Origin of the sequence: Lysobacter antibioticus HS124, assembly GCF_000336385.2 — a bacterium.
GTDB lineage: Bacteria > Pseudomonadota > Gammaproteobacteria > Xanthomonadales > Xanthomonadaceae > Lysobacter > Lysobacter firmicutimachus.
The window spans coordinates 42549-59623 of sequence record NZ_HG424452.1 but is presented as its reverse complement, the minus strand read 5'-3'; the positions used below and the strand labels follow the sequence as shown (position 1 = coordinate 59623).

Here is a 17075-nt window from a genome sequence, read left to right as displayed (position 1 = left end):
CGGCCTCGGAGAATATTTTATGATGAGAACGATTCTCATCCGATGGGCGGTCATGTCCGCGCTATCCCATGCCTCCGCCGTGCCGGCGGACGATCCCGTGCTCGACCACGCCGAGCGCTTGCTGCTGACCCGCGGTGCGCAGCGCCTGGGCCTGGCCGAGGTCGCGCGGGCCGCCGGCGTCGAGCCGGCCGCACTGCGCGATCGTTACCCCAGCCGTGAAGATTTGCTGTCGGCGCTGCGCCAGCGCTTCGTCGCCGAGTTCCTCGGCGAGCTGGCCCGGGCCATGGACCGCTGCCGCCCCGGCGACTGGGCCGCGCGACTGCGCGCCTGGGTGCAGGGCGCGGTCGACGGCTATCTGGACCGGCTCGCCCTGCACGATGCGCTGTTTCACGGCCCGGGCCATCACCACCGGCATGCGATGCAGGACAATCCGGCGATCGACCAGCTGGTCGAATTGCTCGAAGGCGGCATCGCGGCGCGGGTCTGGGCCGCGCCGGACCCGCGCTTGACCGTGGTGATCTTCTTCAACGCCATGCACAGTGCGGTCGACCGCGCGATCTTCTGCGGCGAGCCGCCGGACCGGCGCCGTCTGGCGCAGATCCTGTGCGGCTACTTCGAGCGCTCGGTGCAATGGTGGGCGCGGTTCTGAACGCTCAGGCGGCCAGCGCCGCCATGCGCGCCAGGATCGCCTCGCGATGGCGCTCGTCGAGCGCGCCGGCGAAGGCGGTGCCGGACAGGGCCTGGGCTTCGCCGAGCGCATCCAGCGCCTCGTCGACCCGGCCGCTGCGGAACAGCGCCTGGCCCAGCCACAGCGCGGTGGCCGGGGCTTGCTGCTGGCGCGCCCAGGCCCGGGCGATGGCCGCGGCGGCGATGCAGGCGGCATCGTCGCCCAGCCGGAAGCAGGCTTCGGCCAGGCCGCTGCGCAGCCAGTAGCGGATCGGGTCGCCCGGCAGGCCGCGATCGGCCAGGTCGATGGCTTCGCGCCAGTGGCGCGCGGCCTCGCCGGATTCGCCATTGACCTGATGGGCGATGGCCTGATTGGCCAGATCCAGGGCGCGGGCCTCCACGTCGTCGAGCGCCGTCGGGTCGGCGTGCGATGGGAGGGCGGGGTCGATATCCGCACCGGTGGCGTCCGGCGCGTACGCGTTCATGTCCGTATGCATGCGAGCTCCTGCGGCCGGGTCGTGGGGACGGCCTGCGAAACAGCTAACGTGTTGTCCCGGCGAAACGGGTCAGGCCCGGCTCATTGCAGGTGGAAGGCGTGGCTGAGCGGTTCGCCGGCGGCATCGCGTGCCGGGGCCGAGGCCGCGCGCAGCTCGCCGGGCTGATGCGTCGGCAGGCGGATCACGAACCGCGCCCCGCCCAGGTTGGAGGCCTCGACCCGGATGTCTCCGGCGTGGCGGTCGATCACCTGGCGCACGATGCTCAGGCCCAGGCCGAAACCCCCGGTGGCGCGGTCGCGGCTGCGGTCGAGCCGATAGAACGGTTCGAACACGCGGTCGCGGTCCTCGACCGGAATGCCGACGCCGTCGTCCTCGACGATCAGCTGCCAGCCCGCGCCATCGGGTTCCAGCACCACCCGGATCAGGCCGTCGGCATAGCGCAACGCGTTGCGCATCAGATTGGAGAAGGCGCGGGCGAAGCTGCGCGGCTCGACCACCACTTCGGCCAGCGCCGGCGACAGCACCCAGTCGATCGCCGTGCCGCGGGTACGCAGTTCTTCCGCGGCCAGCCCGGCGGAGGCGCGCAGGAAAGCGCCGGCCTCGACCTGTTCCAGCATCGCGCGCGCACCGTTGCGCTCCAGCATCCCCAGGGTCAGCAGTTCGCCGACCAACAGGTCCAGTTCCTCCACGTCGCAGCGCAGCGCGTGCACGCGCGCGCGGGCGACCCGATCGTCGAGCGAATCGGACAGGTTGGCCAGGCCGAACTCGAGCCGGGTGATCGGCGTGCGCAGTTCGTGCGAAGCGGCGTTGACCAGGTCGCGTTGCGACTGGATCAGGCGGCCGATCTGGTCGGCCATGTTGTTGAAGTACACGCACAGCTGACGGATCGAGGAACCGCCGCGCAACGGCGCGCGCGCCTCCAGGTCGCCGTCGCCGAAGCGTTCGGCGGCTTCGCGCAGGCGCTCCAGGTCTCCCCACAGCGGCTGCAACCACAGCAACAAGGCCAGCAGCATCAGCCCCAGCACGGTGACGTAGGCCAGGTAACGCGCCGTGTAGTCGTCCTCGACGTAGCCGATCTGCACCACCTGGCCGCCGTCCAGGCGCAGGTAGACCCGATGCTGGTCGCTGCCGAGATGGTCGCCGGCGCTGCCGTCCGCCGCGAGCTGGCCGCGCACCGGCACCGACAGCGCCTCCACTTCGGCGGCGCCGAGCAGCCGGTAGCGATCGGGCAGGTCGCGGTCGAGTTCGGCCAGGCGCCGGCGCAGCTCGGCGCCGTCGGCGCCGCGCAGACGCTCGCGCAGCAAGCGCAGCTCGCCGGCGAAGTCCTGTCGCGCCGATTGCGCGTACGGCTCCGGGAACAGGTGCGGGAAGGCCTGCTGCACCAGCAACAGCGAGCACAACAGCAGGCCGGCGACCGTCAGGTACAGCCGCACCAGCATCGGCAGCATTCAGTCCTCCCAGGCGATCGGGCTGAACAGATAGCCGCGGCCCCACACCGTCTTGATCTTGCGCGGCTCCTGCGCGTCGTCGCCGAAGTGCCTGCGCAGGCGCGAGATGCTGACGTCGACGGTGCGGTCGACGCCGTCGAAGCCGATGCCGCGCCAACGCCGCAGCAACTCGTCGCGGTTGAGCACGCGGCCGGCGGCCTGGGCCAGGATCACGAACAGGTTGTAGTCGGCGGTCTTGAGATCGATCTCCTCGCCGCGCCAACGCACCTGGCGCGCGGTCAGGTCGATCTGCAGGCCGCCGTACTGCAGCAGGCTGGACGGCGTCGCGGCCGCGGCCGGAGCGCTCTGGCTGCGCCGCAGCACCGCGCGCAAGCGCGCCAGCAGCAAGCGCGGCTCGACCGGCTTGAGCACGTAGTCGTCGGCGCCGACCTCCAGCCCGGTGACCTGATCGAACAGGTCCGCGCGCGCGGTCAGCATCACGATCGGCACGGCCGAACGCTTGCGGATCTGGCGACACACGTCGAGGCCGTCCATGCCGGGCAACATCAGATCGAGCACGATCACGTCGGGCGGATCGTCGTCGATGGCGTTGAGGGCCTGGTCGCCGCGCAGCACCACCGAAGTTTTGAAGTCGTAACGAAGCAGATACTCGGAGATCAACCCGGCCAGTCGGGCGTCGTCCTCGATCAGCAGGACCTTGTTCATGGCCACCTCATGCGAGCCGGCATGGTAGCGCCGGCGGATACAGCACGTTTGGGCGATACAAACAAACACAACTGGCGTTGTGCCGCGCGTCAGGCAACGCTGCGGTGTTGTATCGTCTCGAATAGAATCGTGAACCCGGAACGCGCGACATGCACATGAGATGCGTCATGTTGATGGCGTTACTGATGTCAGTTGCAACGGCGTGGAAGCCGGCGGCCGCCTGCGAATGCGTCCGGCCTATCGACGAAAGTCGTATGCGGACGGCGCCGCAGGTATTCGTGATGCGCTTGCGTTCGGTCGAGGCGCTGCAGCCTGCGAAAGGCGGCTATTCCTTGCGCGGCCGCATCGAGATCGTGGAGCGCCTGCGCGGGGACGCACAAGTCGTAACGATCCGCTACTCGGGCAATCCCCAGTGTTGCGGATTGCGCCTGGACCCAGGCCATTACTATCTGGTGGCGGCCGATACGGCTCGGCCCGAGTTGCAGGTCGGCCATACCGACCTGCTCTATCTGGGATGGGACTACCCCGGCGATGCCAAGGCCTTGGCGCGGTTGCGCGCCACGGTCGCCGGACGGGCGGGGCTCGATCCACGCTGGTCGCAAGGCGGCGAACGCATGCATCAGGTATCGCCGCCGCCTTGTCCGCGGCGGCGTTAGTGAGCTACGGCCACGTCCTGAGCCGGTCAGGACGCGGCCGATGCCACGCTCAAACCGATTCCCACAAGCGCGACGCCTCTTCCGCGACCAACTGCGGAAACTCCTCCGGATAGAACAGTTTGGCGCCCTCGACCCGGCGCACGCCGCGCGAGTTCGGGAACACCCGGTCCAGGTAATCCGGACTGGCCGGCGAGAAGATGTCGTCGCCGGTGCCCCAGACCACCCGCACCGGAACCCGACTCCGGCGCAGCCCGGCTTCGATGCCGGCCAGCGGGTTCGGGTCCAGCGCCAGCGCGTAGGCGTCGGTGAGCCGCTTGCGCCGCGCCGATTCGACCAGCGGAGTGAAGTAAGTGTCGATGGCTTCGTCGCTGGGCTGATAGCGGTAGGTGTAGCACTGTCCGCCGATGCCCTTGGCCGAGCGGGCGAAATTCTTGTCGGCCAACTGCGGCGGGAAGGTGTCTTCGGCGAAACGGCCGCGGCGCGCGGCCTCGATCACCGGCATCAGCGCCGGCGGCGGGCTGTCGGGTTCGACATCGCAGTTGGTTAGCAACAGGCTGCGCACGCGCTGCGGATACTTCAGCAGGAACAGCTGCGCGACCGCGCCGCCGCTGTCGTTGGCGACCAGGTCGACGCTGTCCACGCCGAGCGTGTCGAGCACGAAGGCGAGCATCTCGACCTGCGCCGCCGGCGCCACGCTCTGGCCGTCGGCGACCCGGGTGTAGCCCAGGCCGAGGAAGTCGGCGGCGATGCAGCGGCGCTCGCCTTCCAGCGCGGCCATGACCCCGCGCCACTGGAAGCTGTTGAGCGGGAAACCGTGCAGGAACAGCGCGGCCGGGCCGCGGCCGCGTTCGACTACCGCGATCTCGCCGAAGGCGCTGGGCAGGTAGCGGCGCGCGGCGTGGAAGCCGGCGGCGTCCCAGGCCTTCGCCGTGCTCAGCGACGCCGGTGCGCGTACCGGCGCGCCGCCGGCGCAAGCGGCGAGCAGACCGGTGCCGGCGGCGCCGAGTCCGAATCCAAGAAAGGTTCTGCGGTTCATTGCGTCTCCGATGCCCGAGGGGGGCGTTGCGTTGACGCAAAGCATCGGCGGCGCCGGTCATGGCGACAATGACGCGGCAGGTGATGGTCGCATGACCTCGCAGGTCATGGTTTCGCCGCCATGCCTGCGCCTATGATGCCGGCCATGCACGCCCTGTCCGACGACTCCCGTCCTTCGCCGCCCCGGTCCGCCTTGCCGCCCGGCGCGCCCGAGATCGGGGTGCTGTTGCGCGAATGGCGCGCCGCGCGGCGTTGGAGCCAGCTCGATCTGGCCCTGGACGCGGGCGTGTCGGCGCGGCATCTGAGTTGCGTGGAGACCGGCAAGGCCCAGCCCAGCCGTGAGTTGGTGATCAAGCTCGCCGACGCGTTGGAGTTGCCGCTGCGCGAGCGCAACGCCCTGCTGGTTGCGGCCGGTTTCGCGCCCAAGTACCCCGAGTCCACGCTGGCCACGCCCGAGCTGGCGCAGATCCGCCGCGCGATCGAATTCATCCTGGCCCAGCAGGAGCCCTATCCGGCCTTCGTATTGAATCGGCATTGGGACGTGCTGATGGCCAATGCGGCCGCGGCGCGGGTCAACGGCTTCGTGCTCGGCGGCCGGCCGATGAAGCACGCCAACATGATCCGCCAGTTCTTCGATCCGCAGGATCTGCGCCCGGCCGTGGCGAACTGGGACGAGGTGGCCGGCACCCTGATCCGGCATCTGCACAACGCCGTGGCCGCCGCGCCCGGCGATGCGGCCGCACGCGCCCTGCTGGCCGAGGCGCTGGCGTATCCCGACGTGCCCGCGCACTGGCGGCGGCGCCAGTTCGACGCGGCGCCGTCGCCGCTGTTGACCACCATCCTGCATCGCGACGGACACGAACTTCGCTTCTTCTCCACCATCACCACCTTCGGCACGCCGCGCGACGTGACCCTGGACGAACTGCACGTGGAGTGCTGCTTCCCCGTCGACGAGGCCACGGCAGCGCTGTGCCGACGCCTGGCCGCCGAAGCCATCGGCTGAGCGCGATCGCGTCCGGCCCGCTCAGGCGTCCTCGAGGTCGACCGTGTCCAGGCCCCGCTCGCCGCAGTAGCGCCGGTACGCCTCGCGCCGGCCGTCGGCGTCGGTGCGCCCGCGCAGGCTGCCGCCGGGGCCGAGGAACTCGATCGCGCCCATCGTCACCACCAGCGCGGTCAGGATCTCGTCGCCGACGACCTTCCACCAGTCGACGTGCCCGGCCGGCTCGTAGACATAGTCGCCCGGGCCGACGATCTCGCCGCCGCACAGCTGGCGCCAGCCGCTGAGCTGGTAGGCGTGGGCTTCGCCGCTGTGGCGATGCAGCGGCATCACCGAGCCGGGCGGCATGCGCAGCAACTCGACGAAGCCGCGACCGTCGGCGAGGAAGCGCAGCGGCTGGACCGACAGGCCCGGCAAGCCCGACGGAATCCACGGCAGCGCTGCGCCGGCGGCGATGCGCGCGGGCCGACAGTGCGACAGGGGGCCGGGGTCGTGGGGCATCGGCGCGATCGGCGCGGATCAGCGCGCCGGCTCGGCGGCGCCGTTGCCGAACAGGACCTGGCGCGCCTGCGACGACAAGGCCTGCGAGTACGGCACTTCGACGCCGTCGTAGGCGCGCCGGGTGGCCGGTCGCGCGGCGATCTCGTCGAACCACCGCTGCAGGTTCGGCGTGTTGGCCAGATCCTGGCCGAGGCCGGCATAAGGCACGATCCACGGATAGCAGGCGATGTCGGCGATCGAATAGTCGTCGCCGACCAGGAAGCGGCGGTCCTGCAGCCGGCGATCGAGCACGCCGTGCAGGCGCTGCACTTCGCGGGTGTAGCGATCGATCGCGTACGGCAAGGGCTCGTCGGCATGGACGCGGAAGTGTCCGGCCTGGCCGGACATCGGCCCCAACCCGGCCATCTGCCAGAACAGCCATTGGCTGAGCTCCAGGCGCTGGCGCGGGTCGGACGGATACAGCCGGCCGGTCTTCTCGGCGAGGTACAGCAGGATCGCGCCGGATTCGAATACCGGAATCGGCGCGCCGCCGTCGCTCGGGGCGTGGTCGAGGATCGCCGGGATCTTGTTGTTCGGCGACACCGCCAGGAACTCGGGCTTGAACTGATCGCCGGCCGACAGCCGCACCGGCACGATGCGGTGCGCCAGGCCGGTCTCCTCGAAGAACAGGCGCAGCTTCAGGCCGTTCGGGGTGGCGGTGTAGTACAGGTCGATCATCGCGAACTCCATGACGGATGGGCCGGTTTCGTAGCGCCAGCTTAGGCGTACCCTGGCGCCCTGCAGGGGCCAGATCGGGGAGATTCCATGGAGCCAGTTTTCCCGTTTCCCGTGGTTGTGCCGGACCGCGGCCGCGGCACGCTGACGCACGAGCTGCATCGCCAACTGCGTTCGGCGATCCTCGACGGCCGCTACGCCGCCGGTGCGGCGCTGCCGGCCACGCGCCAGGTCGCGCAGGCGCTGGGGGTGGCGCGCAATACGGTGACGACGGTGTACGACCTGTTGATCGCCGAGGGCTACGTGTTGCCGCGCAGGGGCGCCACGGCGGTGGTCGCCGACGTCGTCGCGCGCCGCGAGCGCCGGGTCGCGCCGCGTCCGATCGGGGCCGGCGACGCACGCCTGAACCCGCTTTGGCAGACCCCGTTCCTGCGTCCGGGACCGCCGCGCGATCTGCCCGAGCGCTGCTTCCGCCTCGGCATTCCGGACCATCGCCATTTTCCGCACGAGATCTGGCGCCGGTTGTCGGCGCAGAGCTTGCGCCAGTGGTCGCGCACGCCTTTCGCCTATCCGCCTTCGGAAGGCATCCCGGCGCTGCGCGAAGCCATCGCCCAGCACGTCGCGTTCGCGCGCGCGGTCGCTTGCGGCGCCGACGACGTGATCGTGACCTCGGGCGCGCAGCAGGCTTTCGACCTGCTCGCGCGCCTGCTGGTGACGCCGGGGCGGACCCGCGTCGCGGTCGAGGAGCCGGGCTATCCGCCGGTGCGCGCCGCCTTCGCCGCCGCCGGCGCGCAGCTGGTGCCGATGCCGGTCGACGCCGAAGGCCTGTGCGTGGACGCGCTGCCGGACGACGTCGGCGTGATCAGCGTGACCCCTTCGCACCAGTCGCCGACCGGCGTCGCCCTGTCGATGCGCCGGCGCCGCGCCCTGCTCGATTTCGCCCGCAGCCGCAACGCGCTGGTGATCGAGGACGACTACGACGGCGAGTTCCGTTTCGGCCAGCGCCCGCTCGATGCGCTGCAGACCCTGGACCGCGACGCCCAGGTGTTCTACGTCGGCACCTTTTCCAAGAGCCTGTTCCCGTCGCTGCGCAAGGGCTTCATCGTCGCTCCGGGCTGGGCCCGCGACGCGCTGATCACGGTCAAGCATTGCGCCGATTCGCACAGCGACACCATCACCCAATCGGTGCTGGCGGCCTTCATCCGCGACGGCCATCTGGCCCGGCACGTGCGGCGCATGCGGCCGATCTACGCCGAACGCCGCGAAGCCCTGCTCGCCGGCCTGCACGGCGAGCTGGCGCCCTGGCTGGAGCCGATTGCGTCCGAGGCCGGCCTGCATCTGGCGGCGCGGATCCGCGAGCCGACGCTGGCGCCGGCGATCTTCGCCCGGGTCCAGCGCCATCTGCCCGGCGCGCAATCGATCGCCGAGTACGCGCTGAGCCCGCCGGCGCGGCCGGCGATCACTTTCGGTTACGGCATCATCGACGCCGACGAGATCGCCGCCGCGCTGGGCCGGTTCCGCGCTTCGCTGGACTCGCTGTAGCGCGCTACAGCGCGCGCAGCAGCCAGGCGCCGGCGCCGAACGCGGCCAGGGCCGTCGCCGACACCGCGCCGAGCACGATCTTCTCCTGCCGGCGCGAACGCGCCAGCGCGTCGCCGTAGGGCATCGTGGTGTGGGCGATCATCGTGTACAGCGGCAGCCACGTGCGCGGCAGCAACCGGTTCAAGGTCACGTCGATGCGCTTGCGGGCCAGGAACCAGAACGACTGCACCTTCTGCTTGAGCTCGACGAAGTTGGCCTTGGACAGCTCGGCCAGGGTGTCGGTGTGCGGCCGGCGCGCGGCCTCGTAGGCGATGAAGGCGGCGCGCCGGTCGCGCGGATGCGCATGCAACGCCGCCATCAGCGCCGAGCAGTCCTCGAACGCCGAATTCATGCCCTGGCCGTAGAACGGGTACACCGCATGGCAGGCGTCGCCGACCAGCACGATCCAATCGTCCGCGCTCCAAGGCGCCGTCCGGGTGGTGATCAGCGAACCGGTCGGGTGACTGGCCCAGTCCTCGACCAGGTTCGGCAGCAGCGGGATCAGGTCGGGGAAGTACTTGTCGAACAGCGCCCGGATCTGCTCCGGCGTGCGCGTGCTGTCGAAGCTGTCCGGGCCCTGATGGGGCAGGAACAGGGTCAAGGTATGCGAGCCGTCGCGATTGGGATGGGAGACGAAGAAGCCGTGCACGCGCGGCCACACGTGCAGCGCTTCCAGTTCGATCCGCGAGCCGCCGTCCGGCTTGGGCGACAGGCTCAGCTCCTTGTAGCCCCATTCCAGGTATTCCTGGTGATAGTCGGCGCGTTCGCCGCGCTGCATCTGCGGCCGCGTGCGCGAGAACGCGCCGTCGGCGCCGACCACCCAGGCCGGACGCGCGATCACCCGCGCGCCGCCGTGCTCGAACTCCAATTCGCGCGTCGCCTTGTCGATCCGGTTCAGGCGATGCTCGAAATGCAGGCGCACCTGCGGATGGCGCTGGGCGTGATCGAGCAGCAGCCGGTTGAGCTCGTTGCGGTCGATCGAATGCAGCACTTCGCCGCCGTCCTTGCCGTAGGGCTGAAAGCGCGTGCTGCCGTCGGGCGCGTGGATGACGCGCCCACTCATGGTTACCGTCAGCGGCATGACCTCGTCGATCAGGCCGACCTCGGTCAGCGCCTGGATGCCGCGCTTGGACAGGCCGAGATTGATCGAGCGCCCGCCCTCGGCGCGGCCGTCGCGCGGATCGGGCCGGCGCTCGTAGACGTCGACGCCGACGCCGCGCTGCGCCAGCGCCAGCGCCAGCAGCGAACCGGCCAGGCCGCCGCCGACGATGGCCACGCGGTCGCGCGCGGCCGGTTGGGAGTGAGTCATCGGATCGTCCATGCCCGCCCCGCGCTCAGGCGCCGGCCGCCGCAGCGCGCGGCGCTTCGGCGCGCGCGGCCTTGAGTTCGATCTCGGCCTCGACCAGCGCGGCGACCGCCTGGTCGAAGTAGTTGCGCCGCACCGTGCCGCCCAGCCGGCGCAAGTAAGAGCGCAGGTACTGGGCGCGGATCTGCGCGGTGTCGAGGTCGCGGCGCAGGAACGGCAGGTCGGTTTCGACCATGTGCCGGATCGCCAGCATCGGCACCGGGCTGCGCAGCGGACGGAAGGCCGGATTGCGCAGCCCCGGGCTTTCGTTGGCGGCGTGGAACTCGCCCAACATCAGACCCAGGTCGACGAAGCTCGGCTTGAGTTCGCGCTGCACGTCGTCGATGAAGCCGGCAGCATCCGGGCCCAGATGCGGGAACACCACCAGCACGGTCTTGTTGATCGCGGCCTGGCCGTTGCGCGGTTCGATCTCGCCGAACAGGTCGCGGTACTCGCCGATCAGGTCGACGATGCGCTCGACGCTGACGTCGCGGTCGGTCACCTCGGCCAGCCAGATCGTGTCCAGCGCCAGCGCCGCCGGCGTGAACGGGCATACCGGCCCGGCCCGGCCGACATCGGCGTGCGGCCGGGCGAGGAAGTTGCGGATCCAGGCCACGGTGACCGCGAGCGGCGCGTCCGCGGCCTGTTCGCGCTCCACCACCGAAGCCTGCACGAGCCTGCCGCGTACCGTCGCCAGCGGGCGTTCGACGCAGGCGCGTCCCTGCATCATCAATCGGTCCGATTCGATCATCGGCACCGCGTCGTTATCTGGAATCATTGCCGTTTCGTCCCTGCGGATACTGATACTGAACTCAGTTCGCGTCGTCGCGCAGGCTGCGCGGACGCATGTCGTTCCATCGCTCGCCGATCAGGGCGAGGCATTGCCGCTTGCTGCCGGCGGCGCCGGCGTCGCGCCAGCCCGACGGCAGCGCATCGCCTTCGCGCAGCAACGAGTACTGCCATTCGTGGTTCACCACCACGCGGTACGCCACCGTGTCGTTCGTTTCGTCCTGCATAAACCGCTCCTTGTCGTTTCCATCCCGGCCCGCTGCGCGCACGGTCGCGCCTCAGGCCGCGCACTCCATCGTGTTATCCGCCTTGCGCGTCTGCGCCGCTGCGACCGGCGCGTCCGGCAGGTCGTCCTCGACCTGACGGATCGCGCGTACCGACCAGGCCAGCGCCGCGGTCAGCATCATCGCCACGCCCAACACCACGAACATCAGGCCCAGGCCGCGGCCGGGACCGGTTCCGATGACAACGCCGACCGAACCGGCCAACAGGCCATCGGCGCTCAGCCACGGTTCGAATACCTGCTCCGCGAGCGGTCCGGCCAGGCAGTAAGCCAACGGCATGGCGGCCTCGGAAAGGACACGCTGGATCGCGAAGCAGCGTCCCTGCAGGTCGGCCGGCACCTTGCTCTGCCACAGCGCGGCGTTGCTGGCGCCGATCACCGGCACGGTCAGGAAGAACGCGAAACCGGCGGCCACCAGCAGCGCGAACGAGGGCCACAGGCCGTGCACGGCCAGGAACAATCCGGCCAGCAGGGAGAAGCCGAGCACGCCGACGATGCGACGTTGCGGCCCGCCCCAGGTGCTGACCGCGAGGCCGCCGATCAGCAGACCCGCCCCGCCGATCGCCATCTGCACGCCGAGCAGGCCGGGATCGGCCACCGACAGGATCAGCGGCGTGATCGCGATGCTGGCCAGGCCGAACATGAAGTTGCTGATGCCCAGCACGATCAGCAGGCCGAGCAGGCCGCGGCGTTCGCGCACGTAGCGGAACCCGGTCGCCGCTTCGCGCCACAGGCTCTGCTCTTGCGCGTCCGGGCTGCGTTGCGGCTGCGGCACCCGCGCCAGCCACAGCGCGACCACGCCGGCGCAGAAGGTCAGCGCATCGACCAGCAGCACCCCCGGCATCGAGATCGAGCTGACCAGAACGCCGGCGAGCAGGGGCCCGCCGACCTGGGCCACCGCGAAGCCGGTCTGGACCATGCCGTTGACCCGGGTCAGCTGTTCCTGATTGGCCAGCAACGGAATGCTGGCCTGATAGGCCGGTTGCAGGAAGGCGTTGGTCAGCGCGGTGACCGCCACGCCGAGGTAGATGTGCGCCATCGCCAGCCGGCCGCTGGCGAGCAATGCGGCCATCGCCAGCATCGTCGCCGCGGCGATGGCTTCGCACACGATCATGGTGCGGCGCCGGTTCCAGCGATCGACCAGGGCCCCGGCGAACGGCGCGATCAGCAGCGCCGGCACCGCCATGGCGGCGAAGATCAGGGCGAAGCGGGTGGTCGAACCGGTGGTCTGCAGCACCCACACGCCCAAGGCGAAACTGGTCAGGCGCGATCCGACGCCGGAGACCAGTTGCCCGGCCCAGATCAGCAGGAAGTCGCGCAGGCCGGACCAGCGGTTCATGCCGTCGCCTCGGCGGTCTGCGCCAGGAAGCCGCGTTCGTGCAGGAAGGCCAGGTAACGGTCGAACAGCGCCGTGTCGGCCGGCGGGCAGACCAGTCCCAGCGGCGCGACCGCGGCGGCGGTGGCGCTGCAATCGAAGGTCGGCTCGCGCGGGTCGGGCTGCGCCGGAAACAATCCGGCGAACGCGGCCAGGGCGTTGTCGCGCGACACCGCGGCCTCGGCCAGCAGGCGCTCGCGCCAGCGCGGGTAGTCGATCTCGTCCAGCGCGTGGCCGGCCGCGCGCAGCCGCGCCACCGCCAGCGGAATCGGCAGGCGCGCGCGGTTGTAGAAGTGGAAGTTGCCGTTGGCGTCGCCGGCGCCGAGGGCGATGCGCACGATCGAGCGGCCGACGTAGTCGACCGGCGCCATGTCGAAAGCCTCGTCGGGAAGATGCGGCGCGGCGCCGAGCTGCACGCAGCCCTTGAGCCAGGCGTTGAAGTAGTCGCCGAGATTGCTGACCCCGCTGCGGCTGTCGCCGGTGATCCGCGCCGGGCGGTAGATCGCCACCGGCAGTCCGCGTTCGCGCGCGCGCAACGCCAGCTGTTCGCCGACCCACTTGCTCTGGTTGTAGCCGCCGTATTGCTCGTCGGCCGGCGGCGGCGGATCGGACTCGCGCACGGTGCGCTCGAGGTTGGAGCCGATCAGGCACACGCCCAGCGTCGATACCAAATGCACCGGCTTGACCCGGTGGCGGGTGGCCAGGCGCAGCACTTCGCGGGTGCCTTCGACATTGGCCGCGCGCAGGTGTTCGTAGGGAGCGAGGAAGTTGACCTGGCCGCCGTTGTGGAAGATCGCCTCGGCGCGCCGGGCGATCGCATCGAATCCGGCTTCGTCCAGGCCCAGTCGCGGCGCGGCCAGATCGCCCAGCACCGGCACCAGCCGCGCGCCGTCGGCCTCGCGCCACAGGCCGTAGCTGTCGAGATTGGCGCGGATCCGGCGCAGGCCGTCCTCTGCGTTCGCCGCGCGCACCAGGCACAGCAGCTCGGCGTCGGTGGCGTCGAGCAGTTCGCGCGCCAGATAAGCGCCGAGGAAACCGGTGGCGCCGGTGATCAGCACCGAGGCCGGCGCGCCGCGCGGCGCCGCCGGCAGCGGCGTCAGGCGCGGATCGATGTCGTCGTCCAGCGACACTTCGGCCGCCAGATCGAAGGCGTCCTCGCCGCCGCCTGCGCGCAGTTCGTCGATCTTGCGCGCCTGGCCGGCGATGGTCGGCGCGGCGAACACCGCCGCCAGCGGCAGTTCGACCCCGAGCGCGGCGTGCAACTTGAACACCAGCGGCAAGGTCAGCAGCGAATCGCCGCCGCAGGCGAAGAAGTCGTCGTCGGTGCTGAGCTCGTCGCGGCCCAACACGTCGCGCCATACCGCCAGCACCGCGCGTTCGGTATCGCTGGCCGGCGCGCGCAGGCTGCGTTCGAGCGCGGCCTGCGCGCTCGGCGCCGGCAGCGCCTTGCGGTCGATCTTGCCGTTGACGGTCAGCGGCATCGCCGGCAGGCGCAGATACTGGGCCGGCAGCAGCGCCTCGGGCAGGCGCTGGGCCAGATGTTCGCGCAGGCGGCCCGGGTCCAGGCCGTCGCCGCCGACCACATAGGCGATCAGACGACGGTCGCCGGGGCGGTCTTCGCGCAGCAACACCACCGCGCTTTCGACCGATTCGTGCGCTTCCAGCGCGGATTCGATCTCGCCCAGCTCGATCCGGAACCCGCGCAGCTTGATCTGGTGATCGCGGCGGCCGAGGAACTGCAGATGGCCGTCGCGATCCCAGCGCGCCAGATCGCCGGTGCGATACAGGCGCGCATCGGCGGAGGAGGCGTAAGGATCGGGCGGGAAGGCCTGCGCGCTGAGTTCGGGCTGGCCGAGATACTCGCGCGCCACGCCGAGGCCGCCGATGCACAGCTCGCCGACCGCGCCGCGCGGCGCCAGCGCGCCGTGGCGGTCGAGCACGTAGCAGCGCACGCCGGGCAAGGGCCGGCCGATCGGCAGTTCCAGTGCGCTCAGCTCGCTGGCGTCGCGGGTCGCCAGCACCGTCGCGCAGACCGAGGCCTCGGTCGGGCCGTAATGATTGCACAGCACCGCGCGGCCTTCGGTGGTCGCGGCGAAGCGGCGCACCTGTTCGACCGGCACGCTTTCGCCGCCGATCATCATCAACCGCAGCTGCGGCAGCAGCGGGCGTTCGCGCTTCGCCGCGGCCCAGCCTTCGCTCCAGCGCCGCCACAGCGCCGCCGGCGCGTCGATCGCGCTGACCCCGTGTTCGTCGCAGAAGCGCTCCAGTTCGAACGGCCCCAGCTCGGTCGGGGTCGGATGCAGGACCAGGGCCGAACCGCTGGCCAGGGCCGGAAACAGATCGCCGACCGAGGCGTCGAACACCAGCGGCGGAATCATCAACAAACGCTGACCGGCGAAATCGTGGCGTGCGATGAAACCGCGGGTCAGGTTCACCGCGCCGCGGTGCTCGATCACCACGCCCTTGGGCTGGCCGGTCGAACCGGAGGTATAAACCACGTAAGCCGCATGATCGGCCCGGCGCGTCGCCGCCGGCGGTTGCGCGTTCGGCTCGGCTTCGTCGCTGTGCAGCACCGGCAGCGTCGGCGCCAGCGCCTGGGCGCGGGCGCGCTGCGTCGGCGGCACGATCAGCGCCTGCGCGCCCGCGTCGGCGAGCAGGAAGCGCAGTCGCTCGTCGGGATGGCCGGGGTCCAGCGGCACGTAGGCCGCGCCGGCCGCCAGCGCGGCGAGCACGCCGACGATGGCGTCGGCCGAGCGGTCGGCCAGCACCGCGACCCGCGCTTCCGGGCCGATGCCCAACGCTTGCAGGCGCAGCCCGAGGCCGTTGGCGCGCGCGATCAGTTCGGCATAGCGCAGTTCGCGGCCGGGTTCGACCAAGGCCGCGGCGGCGGGCGTGCGTGCCGCCTGGGCGGCGATGAGCGTATAGAGGTGGGCATCTTCGGCGTCTTCGACCGCGCCGCCGTCGCCCAGCCGCAGCAGTTCCTCGCGCTGTTCGTCGTCGAGCAGGCTCAGTCGGGCCAACGGCCGTTCCGGTTCGGCCAGGGCGTTGCGCAGCAGGACTTCGTACTGGCGCAGCAGGCGTTGCGCGGTCTCGGCATCGAACAAGTCGGTGTCGTAGTCGAGCACGCCGCGCAACCCGTCGCCGGCGTCGCCCAGCGACAGGGTCAGTTCGAAGCGCGCGCTTTGCACCTGCGACTCGATCCAGTACGCGTCCAGGCCGGCCAGGCGCAACGGCGCGCCGTTGCCGTTCTGCAGCACGAACATGGTCTGGAACAACGGCGTCCGCCCCGGCACGCGCTCGATGCGCAGCTCGTCGACCACCCGTTCCAGCGGCGCCTGCGCGTGCTCCAGCGCATCCAGCACCTGGCCGCGCGTACGCGCCAGCAACGTCAGCAACGAGGGCTCGCCGCGCAGGTCGCCGCGCAGCGCCAGGGTGTTGACGAACAAGCCGATCAGCGGCCCGGTTTCGCTGCGCTCGCGATTGGCGACCGGCGAGCCGACCACGACTTCGTCCTGCCCGCTGTGGCGGCCGAGCAGGGCCTGGAACACCGCCAACAGCAGCATGAACGGCGTCGCACCGTGGCGACGCGCGAAGGCTTCGACCGCCGCGCCGAGTTCGGGCGGCAGGTGCAGCGGCAGACGCGCGCCACGGCCCAGCGGCGTGGCCGAACGCGGCCGGTCGCTGGGCAGATCGAGCAGGCCGCCGACGCCGTCCAGGGCGCCGCGCCAATAATCGAGTTGAGCGTCGATGCGCTGCATCTGCGCCGGCTCGCGCTGCCACAGCACGTGATCGCCGAATTGCAGGGGCAACTCGGCCAAACCGGCGTCGCCGCCGTCGAGTTCGGCGGCGTACGCCGCGGCCAACTCGGCGTGCAGCACGCCGAACGACCAGGCGTCGGACACGATGTGGTGCATCACCACCATCAGCACATGGTCGTCGTCGGCCAGGCGCAGCAGCCCGGCGCGCAGCAGCGGCGGCCGAGCGAGATCGAACGGCCGCTCGCTTTCGGCGCCGACACGGCGCTGGATCTCGGCCTCGCGCTGCGCTTCCGGCAGCGCAGTCAGGTCGTGGCGATCGAGCGCGAAATCGACGTGCGCGACCACGGTCTGGCGCGGCTCGCCGGCCACTTCGTCGAAACCGGTGCGCAAGGCGTCGTGGCGGCGCACGATGGTCGCGAACGCGCGCTGCAATGCCATGGCGTCGAGCGCGCCGCGCAGGCGGTAGTGTCCATAGACGTGATAGGCGCCGGTGCCGGGCTGGAAGCGCTCGAAGAACCACATCCGTTGCTGAGCGGCCGACAACGGTAGCGCTTGGCCGGCGACGCTGCGGCGCGGGATGGCTTCGTCGCGCGGCGCCGCGGCGCCGTTGCGCGCGGCGAGCTGGCGCTGCAGCAGCTCGCGCTGCTGCGGGCTCAGCCGCGACAGGCGTTCGGCCAGAGCGTCGGCGGGAGGAGTGACTGCGGTCATGCGGGTATTCGTCCTTG

The 17075-nt window shown here is 70.9% G+C and carries 15 protein-coding genes; 4 read left to right on the top strand and 11 right to left on the bottom strand.

The window, feature by feature from the left end; genetic code table 11:
• Positions 1-52: 52 nt before the first annotated feature.
• Positions 53-649 (top strand): TetR/AcrR family transcriptional regulator, encoded by a 597-nt coding sequence (locus tag TX83_RS23175; protein WP_064746531.1) that lies wholly within the window; start codon positions 53-55, stop codon positions 647-649.
• Positions 650-653: 4 nt separating this feature from the next.
• Here the strand turns inward: TX83_RS23175 and TX83_RS03435 are convergent, their stop codons facing one another.
• The 3 genes from TX83_RS03435 to TX83_RS03425 all read right to left on the bottom strand — a co-directional run bounded on the left by TX83_RS03435 (position 654) and on the right by TX83_RS03425 (position 3316).
• On the bottom strand, positions 654-1163 hold the full coding sequence (locus tag TX83_RS03435) for a hypothetical protein (protein ID WP_141233339.1): 510 nt from the start codon (positions 1161-1163) through the stop codon (positions 654-656).
• A gap of 80 nt (positions 1164-1243) precedes the next feature.
• Entirely contained in the window at positions 1244-2611 is a 1368-nt protein-coding gene (locus TX83_RS03430; protein ID WP_064746529.1) for an ATP-binding protein, read from the bottom strand.
• Positions 2612-3316, bottom strand: a complete 705-nt coding sequence (locus tag TX83_RS03425) for a response regulator (protein ID WP_064746528.1) — start codon at positions 3314-3316, stop codon at positions 2612-2614.
• Positions 3317-3483: 167 nt separating this feature from the next.
• On the opposite strand from TX83_RS03425, the gene TX83_RS03420 reads away from it, so the two are divergent.
• On the top strand, positions 3484-3972 hold the full coding sequence (locus TX83_RS03420) for a hypothetical protein (RefSeq protein WP_141233338.1): 489 nt from the start codon (positions 3484-3486) through the stop codon (positions 3970-3972).
• Positions 3973-4021: 49 nt separating this feature from the next.
• Here TX83_RS03420 and TX83_RS03415 read toward each other — a convergent pair whose 3' ends face one another.
• Positions 4022-5008, bottom strand: a complete 987-nt coding sequence (locus TX83_RS03415) for an alpha/beta fold hydrolase (protein WP_064746526.1) — start codon at positions 5006-5008, stop codon at positions 4022-4024.
• 144 nt (positions 5009-5152) lie between these two features.
• On the opposite strand from TX83_RS03415, the gene TX83_RS03410 reads away from it, so the two are divergent.
• Complete coding sequence (locus TX83_RS03410; RefSeq protein ID WP_079248027.1) at positions 5153-6010, top strand: helix-turn-helix domain-containing protein; 858 nt, start codon at positions 5153-5155, stop codon at positions 6008-6010.
• Between the two features lie 21 nt (positions 6011-6031).
• Here the strand turns inward: TX83_RS03410 and TX83_RS03405 are convergent, their stop codons facing one another.
• Complete coding sequence (locus TX83_RS03405; RefSeq protein ID WP_064746525.1) at positions 6032-6505, bottom strand: cupin domain-containing protein; 474 nt, start codon at positions 6503-6505, stop codon at positions 6032-6034.
• An 18-nt stretch (positions 6506-6523) separates the two neighbouring features.
• A complete protein-coding gene (locus TX83_RS03400; RefSeq protein WP_064746575.1) occupies positions 6524-7222 on the bottom strand; it encodes a glutathione binding-like protein in 699 nt (232 codons plus the stop codon).
• Positions 7223-7309: 87 nt separating this feature from the next.
• Between TX83_RS03400 and TX83_RS03395 the strand changes: the two genes are divergently transcribed.
• On the top strand, positions 7310-8761 hold the full coding sequence (locus tag TX83_RS03395; RefSeq protein WP_064746524.1) for a PLP-dependent aminotransferase family protein: 1452 nt from the start codon (positions 7310-7312) through the stop codon (positions 8759-8761).
• A gap of 4 nt (positions 8762-8765) precedes the next feature.
• On the opposite strand, the gene TX83_RS03390 is transcribed toward TX83_RS03395, so the two are convergent.
• Genes TX83_RS03390 through TX83_RS03370 form a run of 5 tightly spaced genes read right to left on the bottom strand, consistent with a single transcriptional unit; the run spans position 8766 to position 17058 of the window.
• A complete protein-coding gene (locus TX83_RS03390) occupies positions 8766-10109 on the bottom strand; it encodes an FAD-dependent oxidoreductase (protein ID WP_064746574.1) in 1344 nt (447 codons plus the stop codon).
• Between the two features lie 25 nt (positions 10110-10134).
• Positions 10135-10923, bottom strand: a complete 789-nt coding sequence (locus TX83_RS03385) for a DUF6875 domain-containing protein (protein WP_141233337.1) — start codon at positions 10921-10923, stop codon at positions 10135-10137.
• 34 nt (positions 10924-10957) lie between these two features.
• Positions 10958-11161: an MbtH family protein gene (locus tag TX83_RS03380; RefSeq protein WP_064746522.1), complete on the bottom strand. Its 204-nt coding sequence runs from the start codon at positions 11159-11161 to the stop codon at positions 10958-10960.
• A gap of 51 nt (positions 11162-11212) precedes the next feature.
• A complete protein-coding gene (locus TX83_RS03375; RefSeq protein WP_064746521.1) occupies positions 11213-12556 on the bottom strand; it encodes an MFS transporter in 1344 nt (447 codons plus the stop codon).
• Positions 12553-17058 (bottom strand): non-ribosomal peptide synthetase, encoded by a 4506-nt coding sequence (locus TX83_RS03370; RefSeq protein WP_064746520.1) that lies wholly within the window; start codon positions 17056-17058, stop codon positions 12553-12555. The genes TX83_RS03375 and TX83_RS03370 overlap by 4 nt, the downstream gene beginning before the upstream one ends.
• Positions 17059-17075 lie beyond the last annotated feature (17 nt).

Excerpts from the sequence above, each read along its gene's own strand:
- TX83_RS03405 (WP_064746525.1), bottom strand. The coding sequence starts at position 6,505 with ATGCCCCACGACCCCGGCCCCCTGTCGCACTGTCGGCCCGCGCGCATC.
- TX83_RS03430 (WP_064746529.1), bottom strand. The coding sequence starts at position 2,611 with ATGCTGCCGATGCTGGTGCGGCTGTACCTGACGGTCGCCGGCCTGCTG.
- TX83_RS03410 (WP_079248027.1), top strand. The coding sequence starts at position 5,153 with ATGCACGCCCTGTCCGACGACTCCCGTCCTTCGCCGCCCCGGTCCGCC.
- TX83_RS03415 (WP_064746526.1), bottom strand. The coding sequence starts at position 5,008 with ATGAACCGCAGAACCTTTCTTGGATTCGGACTCGGCGCCGCCGGCACC.
- TX83_RS03420 (WP_141233338.1), top strand. The coding sequence starts at position 3,484 with ATGTTGATGGCGTTACTGATGTCAGTTGCAACGGCGTGGAAGCCGGCG.
- TX83_RS03395 (WP_064746524.1), top strand. The coding sequence starts at position 7,310 with ATGGAGCCAGTTTTCCCGTTTCCCGTGGTTGTGCCGGACCGCGGCCGC.
- TX83_RS03435 (WP_141233339.1), bottom strand. The coding sequence starts at position 1,163 with ATGCATACGGACATGAACGCGTACGCGCCGGACGCCACCGGTGCGGAT.
- TX83_RS03385 (WP_141233337.1), bottom strand. The coding sequence starts at position 10,923 with ATGATTCCAGATAACGACGCGGTGCCGATGATCGAATCGGACCGATTG.
- TX83_RS03375 (WP_064746521.1), bottom strand. The coding sequence starts at position 12,556 with ATGAACCGCTGGTCCGGCCTGCGCGACTTCCTGCTGATCTGGGCCGGG.
- TX83_RS03400 (WP_064746575.1), bottom strand. The coding sequence starts at position 7,222 with ATGATCGACCTGTACTACACCGCCACCCCGAACGGCCTGAAGCTGCGC.
- TX83_RS03370 (WP_064746520.1), bottom strand. The coding sequence starts at position 17,058 with ATGACCGCAGTCACTCCTCCCGCCGACGCTCTGGCCGAACGCCTGTCG.
- TX83_RS03425 (WP_064746528.1), bottom strand. The coding sequence starts at position 3,316 with ATGAACAAGGTCCTGCTGATCGAGGACGACGCCCGACTGGCCGGGTTG.
- TX83_RS03380 (WP_064746522.1), bottom strand. The coding sequence starts at position 11,161 with ATGCAGGACGAAACGAACGACACGGTGGCGTACCGCGTGGTGGTGAAC.
- TX83_RS03390 (WP_064746574.1), bottom strand. The coding sequence starts at position 10,109 with ATGACTCACTCCCAACCGGCCGCGCGCGACCGCGTGGCCATCGTCGGC.
- TX83_RS23175 (WP_064746531.1), top strand. The coding sequence starts at position 53 with ATGTCCGCGCTATCCCATGCCTCCGCCGTGCCGGCGGACGATCCCGTG.